The organism is Ramlibacter alkalitolerans, assembly GCF_016722765.1.
In the GTDB taxonomy this organism is placed as follows: domain Bacteria; phylum Pseudomonadota; class Gammaproteobacteria; order Burkholderiales; family Burkholderiaceae_C; genus Ramlibacter; species Ramlibacter alkalitolerans.
Genome location: NZ_JAEQND010000016.1, coordinates 92,162 through 101,477, shown reverse-complemented (window position 1 = coordinate 101,477; position 9,316 = coordinate 92,162). Strand labels below are relative to the sequence as shown.

General features: G+C 69.7%; 10 protein-coding genes. 5 read left to right on the top strand and 5 right to left on the bottom strand.

Features of this window, described 5'->3' with window-relative positions; all coding sequences use genetic code 11:
• Positions 1 to 15 precede the first annotated feature (15 nt).
• Positions 16 to 1,071, top strand: a complete 1,056-nt coding sequence (locus tag JI746_RS24305; RefSeq protein WP_201692881.1) for a serine hydrolase domain-containing protein — start codon at positions 16 to 18, stop codon at positions 1,069 to 1,071.
• Here JI746_RS24305 and JI746_RS24300 read toward each other — a convergent pair.
• The 3 genes from JI746_RS24300 to JI746_RS24290 form a co-directional block, all read right to left on the bottom strand.
• The gene (locus JI746_RS24300) at positions 1,068 to 2,030 is read right to left on the bottom strand and encodes a PA2778 family cysteine peptidase (protein WP_201692880.1); all 963 of its coding nucleotides are present in this window, start codon (positions 2,028 to 2,030) and stop codon (positions 1,068 to 1,070) included. The two genes, JI746_RS24305 and JI746_RS24300, sit on opposite strands and share 4 nt — an antisense overlap.
• A 6-nt stretch (positions 2,031 to 2,036) precedes the next feature.
• Positions 2,037 to 2,396, bottom strand: coding sequence for a PA2779 family protein (locus tag JI746_RS24295; RefSeq protein WP_201692879.1), 360 nt, complete (start codon positions 2,394 to 2,396; stop codon positions 2,037 to 2,039).
• 296 nt (positions 2,397 to 2,692) lie between these two features.
• Entirely contained in the window at positions 2,693 to 3,082 is a 390-nt protein-coding gene (locus JI746_RS24290) for an HPF/RaiA family ribosome-associated protein (protein WP_201692878.1), read from the bottom strand.
• A 136-nt stretch (positions 3,083 to 3,218) separates the two neighbouring features.
• Between JI746_RS24290 and JI746_RS24285 the strand changes: the two genes are divergently transcribed.
• Positions 3,219 to 3,884: an alpha/beta hydrolase gene (locus tag JI746_RS24285; RefSeq protein ID WP_201692877.1), complete on the top strand. Its 666-nt coding sequence runs from the start codon at positions 3,219 to 3,221 to the stop codon at positions 3,882 to 3,884.
• 81 nt (positions 3,885 to 3,965) lie between these two features.
• Positions 3,966 to 4,583 (top strand): YidB family protein, encoded by a 618-nt coding sequence (locus JI746_RS24280; RefSeq protein ID WP_201692876.1) that lies wholly within the window; start codon positions 3,966 to 3,968, stop codon positions 4,581 to 4,583.
• A 94-nt stretch (positions 4,584 to 4,677) separates the two neighbouring features.
• Here the strand turns inward: JI746_RS24280 and JI746_RS24275 are convergent, their stop codons facing one another.
• Positions 4,678 to 5,151 carry an SRPBCC family protein gene (locus tag JI746_RS24275; RefSeq protein ID WP_201692875.1) on the bottom strand — a complete coding sequence of 158 codons (474 nt, stop codon included), beginning with the start codon at positions 5,149 to 5,151 and terminating at the stop codon, positions 4,678 to 4,680.
• A gap of 163 nt (positions 5,152 to 5,314) precedes the next feature.
• Between JI746_RS24275 and gshA the strand changes: the two genes are divergently transcribed.
• Entirely contained in the window at positions 5,315 to 6,868 is a 1,554-nt protein-coding gene (gene gshA / locus JI746_RS24270; RefSeq protein WP_201692874.1) for a glutamate--cysteine ligase, read from the top strand.
• 116 nt (positions 6,869 to 6,984) lie between these two features.
• On the top strand, positions 6,985 to 7,689 hold the full coding sequence (locus JI746_RS24265; RefSeq protein WP_201692873.1) for a hypothetical protein: 705 nt from the start codon (positions 6,985 to 6,987) through the stop codon (positions 7,687 to 7,689).
• Between the two features lie 118 nt (positions 7,690 to 7,807).
• On the opposite strand, the gene JI746_RS24260 is transcribed toward JI746_RS24265, so the two are convergent.
• Positions 7,808 to 9,310: a tripartite tricarboxylate transporter permease gene (locus JI746_RS24260; RefSeq protein ID WP_201692872.1), complete on the bottom strand. Its 1,503-nt coding sequence runs from the start codon at positions 9,308 to 9,310 to the stop codon at positions 7,808 to 7,810.
• Between the last annotated feature and the right edge of the window lie 6 nt (positions 9,311 to 9,316).

The window sequence follows — 9,316 nt, the reverse complement described above, 5'->3', positions numbered from 1 at the left end:
CGCTATGCTCGGCCCATGCCCGATTTCTCCGACGCCATCCGCTTCGCGCAGGACCACGAAGTCCCCTGGCCGCGCGACCCCGCCGCCGATCCCACCCGATGGGGCGTGCATCACGACGACCCGCCGCCGTACAACCGCCTGCGCGGCCCCGTGCATCCGCGCGGCGGCGTCTCCGGGGTGATCTGGCTGCGCGGCGAGGAAGTCGCCGCGTGGGGCGAGCCGGATCGCGCGGACCTCACCTACAGCATCGCCAAGACCTACCTCGCGCTGCTGGCCGGCGTGGCGAATGCGCGCGGCCTGCTGCCGGACCCCAACGAGACGATCGCCTCGCGCCTGCCCGGCATCGGCTTCGACGACCCGCACAACCGGCAGGTCACCTGGGCCCACATGCTGGAACAGACCAGCGAATGGCACGGCACCTGCCTCGGCATGCCCGACCAGGTCGAGCACAACCGGCGCGTGTCGCACGACCCCAAGCCGCCGCAGGGGCGCAAGGGCGAGGCCCGCGTGCTGCAGCGGCCCGGCACCTACTGGGAATACAACGACGTGCGCATCAACCAGTTCTCGCTGGCGCTGCTGCACCTGTTCCGCCAGCCGCTGCCGGAAGTGTTCGCGCAGTCCGTGCTGCAGCCGATCGGCGCCGGCCGCGATTTCCGCTGGGCCGGCTACGACGACGCCTGGGTGGAGATCGGCGGCATGCGCGTGCAGTCGGTGCCGGGCGGCACGCACTGGGGCGCTGGCGTGTCGATCAGCGCGCGCGACCAGGCACGCATCGGGCAACTGCTGCTCGATGGCGGCAGGCACGGCGGCCAGCAGCTGGTGCCCGCGCAGTGGATAGCGCGCATGCAGCAACCCTGCGCCGTGGCGCCGTTCTACGGCTGGCTCACCTGGCTCAATCGCGAGGGGGCGATGTTCGCCGACGCCTCGCGCGAGAGCTGGTTCATGGTGGGCGCCGGCGGCAACTACGTGTGGATCGATCCGAAGCACCAGGCCGTGGTGGTGCTGCGCTGGATCGATTCGGCGCACGCGCCCGGCGTCGTGAGCCGCGTCGCGCGCGCCTTGTCTTCCTAACGCATCCGCGCTTCGATCAGCTCGCGCGTGGCCCGCACTTCACCCGCGAAGGGGCTTTGCGGGTCGTCGGCGCGGCGGATCACCGCCAGCGCTTCGCTGTTGCGGCCGTCGTCCGACAGCGTCTGGGCGAGGTTGTTCAACAGCACCACGGAGCTGGGGAATTTCTGCAAGGCGGTGCGCAGGACGGCCGCCGCCTCCTGCAGCGAGCCGCTCGCATGCAGGTGGTTGGCCAGTCCGACAGCCGCCGGCAGGCTCTCCGGCCAGCGCACCAGTGCCGCCCGGTACGCCCGCACCGTGGCCTCCCGGTCGCCGCCCCGTGCCAGGCCGATCAAGGCCTCGAGCCAGCGGCTTTCGGTGGCGGTGACCGGGATGTCATCCGGCGCCGTGACGACCATCGCCCAGTAGCTGCCGGGCAGCCAGGTTCGCTCGAAATACGAGAAGGGCATCTCCTGCCGCATCTGCAGGCCCGAGCGCAGGTAGAGCGTGCCGGTGCCGTAGTCGAAACCGTTGACGACCGCGTAGTGCCACTGCGGCAGCAGCATGCCGACGTCCTGCAGCACCACGACGGGATGGCCGGCCGCCACTTCGCGCAGCAGGTCGGCGTAGGCGGGCGCGAGGCGGTAGCTGACGAAGCCGTGGCGGCGCGGCGCCGCCAGCATCTCCAGCTGCAGGCTGCCCTTGCGCGATGGCAGCCAGACTTCGTCGACCAGCGCCTCCGGCGTGACGGGGGCACCGGCGAACTTCATCGCCATGCCCAGCGCGGCCGGGCCGCACTGGTATTCCTCCTGGGGGAAGAAGGGCACCTGCGCGAGCTCGACCTGCTGCGGCACGCCGGCCGGCCAGTCGGTGCGCAGCGCCACGGTCTGCGGGATCAGGGTGCTGCACCCTCCCAGCGCGAGCACGGCCACCCACAGGAGGAGGAGCCGTGCCCAGCGCAGCGCAGTTGCTTGCGCCTGCATTCCCGCTTACTTGCGGATCGCGTAGTACCAGACCAGGGCGGCGATCAGCACGATCGCAACCCAGCCCCAGCCGTTGATGCCGCCGGCGGGCGCCGCCTGGATGTCCTGCGCCATCGCGTGCACTTCCTGGTCGGTCATGCTCTTGACGCGCTCGCGTGCCGCCAGCGGATCGACACCGGCTGCCTGCAGCTGGGCGACGACGTCCGTACGGTCCAGCGTCTCGAGCAACATGATGCGCTCGGCGCTGGTCGTGCCCGCGGCGGCCTGGTCGGCACCGATGAGGCCGGCCTGCGCCGTCTGGAACGACAGCGCGAACAGGGAAACCACCAACACCCGACACGTCGTTTTCTTGAATCCGAGATTCATGGATGCGCTCCTTGGTTGTGGGTCCGGCCCCGGCGGGAGCCGGCTGCGCGGAGCGCCATTTACGCACGCGCATTGCCTCGACGGTGCAGCGCTTCGCCTACACGAAACACGTCGGTACAAGTGTTGCCATCTGTGTCGGAACCGGGCTGCTGCCTGCGCGGCGGCGCAGCGGCTGCGCCGAGCGCGGCCTGGCGTGCGGGAGTGCGGGTGGGGAGAGCGGGGAGGCAGCGGGCGCGATGGCCCACTGCCTGCGGCCGAGGTACCGCCGGCGGGCGGACCCCAGGTCCTGCCACGGATCAGGACTGCGGCGGGATCGCGGTGCCTTCGAGCACCTCCGGGTCGCGGCGGATCGTTTCGCGCACCCGGTGTTCGCGGCGGTCCAGCTTGCCGAAGGCATGCTCGAGCGCGTGCGCGAGCTTGTCGGCCGCGCCGCGGAATGCCAGGTTCTGGTCGGGCGCGAAATTGGTGACGGCGATCGGCGCGCGGCCGTTCACGCGTGCTTCCAGCATGCAGCGCTTGTCCACGCCGCCTCCGCGCGCCGCGTGGTTCTCGTCCGTCATCTGCACTTCGATGCTCGTGATGTCCTGTTCGAAGCGACCGAGTTGCTCGTTCAGGTATTCGCTGGCCCAGCGTTCGAGGGCGTCCTTGTTGTCGATGTCATTGCTGGTGTTGACTTGCACTTTCATGCGGTTTCCTTTCAGCGTCTGCTCTCATGCTGCGGACGGCCGGGCTGCCTGGCAAGTCGGACGCCTTTGATAGCCCTGTCGGATACGGCTTGCCAGCCGCGGCGAGGGGCTATGCTCGGTACAAAGGAGACCCTGCATGCTGGACATCATCGAGGCCGAGTCGGGACCGGACCCGACCGCCACCATTCTGATCCTTCACGGGCTGGGTGCGGACGGCAACGACTTCGTGCCGATCGCGCAGGAGCTGGACCTGGAGCGGCTGGGGCCGGTGCGCTTCATCTTCCCGCACGCGCCGGAGATGCCCGTGACGATCAACAACGGCTACCGCATGCGGGCGTGGTACGACATCCTCGGCTTCGAAGCCGACGCGGCGCAGGACGAGACGGGGCTGCGGCGCTCGCAGCAGCTCGTCGAAGCCTTGCTGAAGCGCGAGAAGGAGCGCGGCATCCCGGCGCACCGCATCGTGCTGGGCGGCTTCTCGCAGGGCTGCGCCGTGTCGCTCCTGACCGGCGTGCGGCATCCGGAGCGGCTGGGCGGCATCATGGGCCTTTCCGGCTACCTGCCGCTCGCGGACCGGAGCGAGGCCGAACGCAGCAGCGCGAGCCTGCAGACCCCGATCTTCCTCGCCCACGGCACCCACGACGACGTGATCGCCCTGGAGCGGGCCGAGGCCTCGCGCGACGCACTGCAGGCCCTCGGGTACCAGGTGGAGTGGCACGAGTACCTGATGGGGCATGCGGTGACGCCGCAGGAGATCGAGGAACTCAACGCGTGGTTGCTGCGCGTGCTGTCGGCTGGGTAGCTTCGACACGCCCTGCGCCTACACCGCCGCCGCCCCGGCGGCCCAAGGATCGAAGGCATCCGTAGAACAAAGGAGCTTTCGATGAACAACAACCCCTTGCTGGGCCAGGTCCTCGGCGGCCTGTTCGGACAGGCGATGCGCAGCCGCGGCATGAACCGCGGCGGAGTGGGCGGCGGCCTCGGCGGCACGGGCGGCGGGCTGGGCGGCGCGCTCGGCGGCGTGGCCCTGGGCAGCGTGCTGGCGGGCATGATGCGCGGCCGCGCGCAGGGCGGCAGCATCGGCGTGCCGGGCGGCCAGCATCCCTATGGCAACCGCACGGCGCTGCTCGTGATGCTGCTGCCGCTGGCGATGCGCTGGGTCCAGCGCAATGGCGGCATGAACGCGGTGGTCGACAAGTTCCGCGACAAGGGGCTGCACCGCCAGGCGCAGTCCTGGATGTCCAGCGGCGACAACGACCCGATCGACGGCCAGGCGGTGGAACAGGTCGTGGGCCGCGAAGAACTGCGGCAGATGGCCGAGCGCCTCGGCGTGCCCGAGGAGCAGGTGGCCCAGGCCTTCGCGGAAATCATGCCCGAGATGGTCGACAAGATGACTCCCGACGGCCAGCTGCCGCACGAGGCCGACGAGGTGCTGGACGAAAGCACGCGCAAGCTCGAAAAGGAGATCGAGGACGTGCAGTATCGGGAAGTGCACTCCTGAAGCGCTGGGGTTCGCGCGCTACGCGGCTCACCGCCAGCCTACGTTCGCGCGCTGCGTGGCTCACCGCCAGCCTGCGGACCCCGAGTGTCGCGCGTCACACCTCGCCGCCGAAGACGGCGACGAGGTTGGCGATGTACTGCTCCACGAGCTTCTCGAACTCGCCTTCGATCACCGGCGCCACCACCGGCTTCATCAGGCCCGGCAGCGGCACGTCCACCGTGCCCTGCGTCCTGAGCACGCACTTCGTGGAGCGGCCCTGGTGGTCGGTGATGTTCCAGCTGCCGCCGACCAGGGCGTTGCCGACGCCCTTCACGGGCGTCCACGTCACCGTGCCCTTGCCTTTGTCGCTGGCGTACTTGCAGGCATACACGGTCTGCAGGTGGACCTGCGCCGTGCCAACCTTGCGCATCTCCCACTTGTAGACGCCGTCGCCGAGGTCCGTGAGCCGGTCCACCTTCGGGAAGTGCGCCACCGACCGGGGGACGTCCGACAGCAGCGCGAACACCTCGTCGAACTTCGCCCGGACCTCGAATTCGTAACCCAGCTCGATGGGCACGCTCACGCTCATGGCCGTCCTCCTCGCACGTGCGAACGCGGCCATTCTGCCAGCCGGCCCGGGGCGAGCCACAACGCGCGGCGGCCGGCTCAGGTTGACCGCTCGCAAGCACGTTTTGCGCAAAGGTGCTAACTTCGCACGCCAGATACATCCAGAGGGCGGCGGGAACATTTTCATGAGCAATCTGCAAGAGGCCTTGAGCACGCTGGCGCCCGCGCGGCTGCAAGGCATCCGCCGCGGCATCGAGAAGGAAAGCCTGCGTTCCACGGCCACCGGCGCGCTGGCGTTGACGCCGCATCCCGCGGCGCTCGGCTCCGCGCTGACGCATCCACACATCACCACCGACTACAGCGAATCGCAGCTGGAACTGATCACGGGCGTGCACGCCAGCGTGGAGCAGTGCCTGGAGGAACTGACCAACGTCCACCAGTTCGTCTACCGCGCCCTCGGCGACGAACTGCTGTGGGTCAGCAGCATGCCCTGCACCTTGCCGGCGGACGAGAACATCCCGATCGGCCGCTACGGCGCCTCCAACGTCGGCCGCGCCAAGAGCGTCTACCGGGTGGGGCTGGCCAACCGCTACGGCCGGCGCATGCAGACGATCTCCGGCATCCACTACAACTGGTCGATGCCGGGCGTGAGCGATGCGGAGTACTTCGGCCTGATCCGCAACTTCCGCCGCCACGCCTTCCTGCTGCTGTACCTGTTCGGCGCCTCGCCGGCGGCCTGCGCCAGCTTCGTCACCGGCCGCAAGCACGAACTGCAGACGCTGTCGCCCGGCACGGTGTACATGCCTTACGGCACCTCCTTGCGCATGGGGCGCCTGGGCTACCAGAGCGAGGCGCAGGCCAGTCTTGCCGTCAGCTACAACAGCCTCGAAGGCTATGCGGCCTCGCTGCACGATGCGCTGACGCGCCCGTATCCCGCCTACGAGGCGATCGGCATCGTCAACCCGGGCGGCGAGTACAACCAGCTCGCCACCAGCCTGCTGCAGATCGAGAACGAGTTCTACGGCACCATCCGCCCCAAGCGCGTGATCCGCCCCGGCGAACGCCCGCTGCATGCGCTGCGCGAACGCGGCGTCGAATACGTCGAAGTGCGGCTGATGGACCTCGACCCCTTCGTGCCGATCGGCATCAAGGCGCAGACGCTGCGCTTCCTCGACGTGTTCCTGCTGCATTGCCTGCTGGCCGAGAGCCCCGAGGACTCGCCGGAGGAAATCGCGGAGCTCGGTCGCAACCAGCACCGCACCGCCGCCTACGGGCGCGATCCCGCGCTGACGCTGGAACGCGCCGGCCGCGAGGTCAAGCTCACCGAGTGGGGCGACGAGGTGCTGGCGCAGTGCACGCCCATCGCCGCGATGCTCGATGCGGTGCATGCCACCTCCGACTACTCCGATGCGCTGCGCGCAGCGCAGGCCCTGCTCACCAACGCCGAGATGCTGCCGTCGGCCCGCGTGCTGGCCGCCATGGCGCGCGACCACGACAACGGCTTCGGGCCCTTCGCCCTCGCGCAGTCGCGCCAGGCCAGGGACAAGCTCCTGAAGCTGCCGTACACGGGTGCCCTGCAGCAGCGCATGGAAGGGATGGTCCGGCAGTCGGTGCAGGACCAGGCCGCCGTGGAAGCGGCCGACAGCATGCCCTTCGAGCAGTACCGGCAGCAGTACATCTCGCCGGAGCGCCTGGGGCTGGGCCGCAGCGCCGTCGCGCCCGCACTGGCCGCCGTCTAGCGGCGGCGCCAGCAGGCGCGCCGGCGTCCGACGGGCAATGCCGCCTTGTCCGACAACACCGCGCCACGCTTGGCGCGACAGTTGCGGGCGAAACGCGAACCTGCCCAGGAGCCTGCATGACCCCGCCCCGCCCGCATCGCCTGACCTTCCTGCTCGCGCTGCTGCTGGCCGATGCCGGCGGCGCCGGGCTGGCGCTCGCGCAGTCGCACCTGCCCGACCCGGTGGCCCCGGCGGTGATCGGCCGCCCGCTCGACCAGATCCGGCCGGTGCGGCCGGCCAGGCCGGTGACCGCGAAGAAGGACACCAGGGCGAAGAGCACGGCCCGCGCACCGGCGCCCGCGGCGCAGGCCGCCGCGCGTCCGGCCGCGATCGAGAAGGTCACTGCAGCGCCCGCTGCGCCGGCGCCGGCGCAGCAGGCGCTGGCCCCGCCCGGGGCCGAGCCGGACGCGCCCCTGCAGCGGCGGGCCAAGATGGCGCTCGACGACCGTGCCGACACGCGCATCCCCACCGACGACGTCGGCAAGGGCACGCACTTCGCGCGCAAGCCGCTCGGCCCGGGGGCCTACTTCGGCGACAAGGACCGTGCTTCGGTGCGCAAGTACTACGAGGCGAATCCGCCGGCGGGCACCGCGCCGCACTGGGAGATCGGGCAGTCCCTGCCCGCCGGCGTGCCGATCGCCTCCGTGCCGAAGCCGGTGATGGCAGCGTTGCCCAAGCTGCCGCCGGGCCACCGCTACGTGCAGCTCGGTGGTGACATCCTGCTGGTGGCGGCCGGGTCGAAGATGGTGGTGGACGGCATCAGCGTGCGGGCTGGGCGCTGACGCCGGAGAAAGACCGGACGTCTCCCGCATTTCGAAGCGGGCGCAGGGTTGCCCTGCGACGAAGAACGAAAAAGAGCGGCCTCGCGGCCGCTCCAGGGGCTCCCAACGCCCTTCGAACTCAGGCTTCCTGGAAGGCGTCCTCGCGGGTGCGCTTGATGGCCGGCAGCGCCACGATCACCAGCAGCACGAGGGTTGCGATCAGCAGCGACAGCGACAGCGGCCGCGTGAACAGCGTGGAGAAGTCGCCCCGCGACAGCAGCAGCGCGCGGCGCAGGTTCTCTTCCATCATCGGGCCCAGCACGAACCCGAGCAGCAGCGGCGCCGGTTCCATGCCGCAGCGCGCGAACACGTAGCCCAGGATGCCGAAGCCGGCGGTGACGAACACGTCGAAGGTGTTGTTGTTGATCGAGTAGACGCCGATGCAGCAGAACACCAGGATGGCCGGGTACAGGTAGCGGTAAGGCACCTTCAGCAGCTTGACCCAGACGCCGATCAGCGGCAGGTTCAGCACGATCAGCATCGCGTTGCCGATCCACATCGAGGCGATCAGGCCCCAGAACAGTTCCGGGTTGCTGGTCATGACCTGCGGTCCCGGCTGGATGTTGTGGATCGTCATCGCACCGACCATCAGCGCCATCACCACGTTGGAAGGAATCCCCAGCGTGAGCAGCGGCACGAACGAGGTCTGGGCGCCGGCGTTGTTCGCCGCTTCCGGCCCTGCCACGCCCTCGATGGCCCCGTGGCCGAATTCCTCGCTGCGCTTGGACAGCTTCTTTTCCAGCGTGTAGGCCGCGAAGGAAGACAGCGTCGCGCCGCCGCCCGGCAGCATGCCCAGCACCGTGCCGAGCGCCGTGCCGCGCGCGGCGGCCGGCAGCATGCGGCGGAAGTCCTCCATCGTCGGGAACAGGTTGGTGACCTTGTTGGTGAAGGTCTCGCGGTGCTCGCGTTGCTCCACGTTCGCCACGATCTCGGCGAAGCCGAACAGGCCCATCGCCACGGCGACGAAGTTGATGCCGTCGGTGAGTTCCGGGATGTTGAACGAGTAGCGCGCCACGCCGGAATTGACGTCGGTGCCGACCAGGCCCAGCGCCAGTCCCAGCAGGATCATGCCGATGGCCTTGATCAGCGAGCCGGAAGCCAGCACCACGGCACCGACGAGGCCCAGCACCATCAGCGAGAAGTACTCGGCGGGCCCGAACTTGAAGGCCAGTTCGGACATGGGCGTGGCGAAGGCGGCCAGCACCAGGGTGGCGAAGCAGCCGGCGAGGAAGGAACTGATGCCGGCGGTGGCGAGCGCCGCGCCGGCGCGTCCCTTGCGGGCCATCTGGTAGCCGTCGATGGCGGTCACCACGGAGGACGACTCGCCCGGCAGGTTGACCAGGATGGCGGTGGTGGAGCCGCCGTACTGCGCGCCGTAGTAGATGCCGGCGAGCATGATCAGCGCGGACACGGGCGGCAGCGCGTACGTGACGGGCAGCAGCATCGCGATGGTGGTCGACGGGCCGAGGCCCGGCAGCACCCCGATCAGCGTGCCGAGCAGGCAGCCGATGAAGGCATAGAGCAGGTTGTTCAGGGAGAGCGCGGTTTGGAAACCGAGCGCCAGGTGCGAAAGCAATTCCATCCCGTT

What these genes read in the sequence shown, in the direction of transcription:
- JI746_RS24305 (WP_201692881.1), top strand. Translation starts at nt 16, where the DNA reads ATGCCCGATTTCTCCGACGCCATCCGCTTCGCGCAGGACCACGAAGTC.
- JI746_RS24300 (WP_201692880.1), bottom strand. Translation starts at nt 2,030, where the DNA reads ATGCAGGCGCAAGCAACTGCGCTGCGCTGGGCACGGCTCCTCCTCCTG.
- JI746_RS24295 (WP_201692879.1), bottom strand. Translation starts at nt 2,396, where the DNA reads ATGAATCTCGGATTCAAGAAAACGACGTGTCGGGTGTTGGTGGTTTCC.
- JI746_RS24290 (WP_201692878.1), bottom strand. Translation starts at nt 3,082, where the DNA reads ATGAAAGTGCAAGTCAACACCAGCAATGACATCGACAACAAGGACGCC.
- JI746_RS24285 (WP_201692877.1), top strand. Translation starts at nt 3,219, where the DNA reads ATGCTGGACATCATCGAGGCCGAGTCGGGACCGGACCCGACCGCCACC.
- JI746_RS24280 (WP_201692876.1), top strand. Translation starts at nt 3,966, where the DNA reads ATGAACAACAACCCCTTGCTGGGCCAGGTCCTCGGCGGCCTGTTCGGA.
- JI746_RS24275 (WP_201692875.1), bottom strand. Translation starts at nt 5,151, where the DNA reads ATGAGCGTGAGCGTGCCCATCGAGCTGGGTTACGAATTCGAGGTCCGG.
- gshA (WP_201692874.1), top strand. Translation starts at nt 5,315, where the DNA reads ATGAGCAATCTGCAAGAGGCCTTGAGCACGCTGGCGCCCGCGCGGCTG.
- JI746_RS24265 (WP_201692873.1), top strand. Translation starts at nt 6,985, where the DNA reads ATGACCCCGCCCCGCCCGCATCGCCTGACCTTCCTGCTCGCGCTGCTG.
- JI746_RS24260 (WP_201692872.1), bottom strand. Translation starts at nt 9,310, where the DNA reads ATGGAATTGCTTTCGCACCTGGCGCTCGGTTTCCAAACCGCGCTCTCC.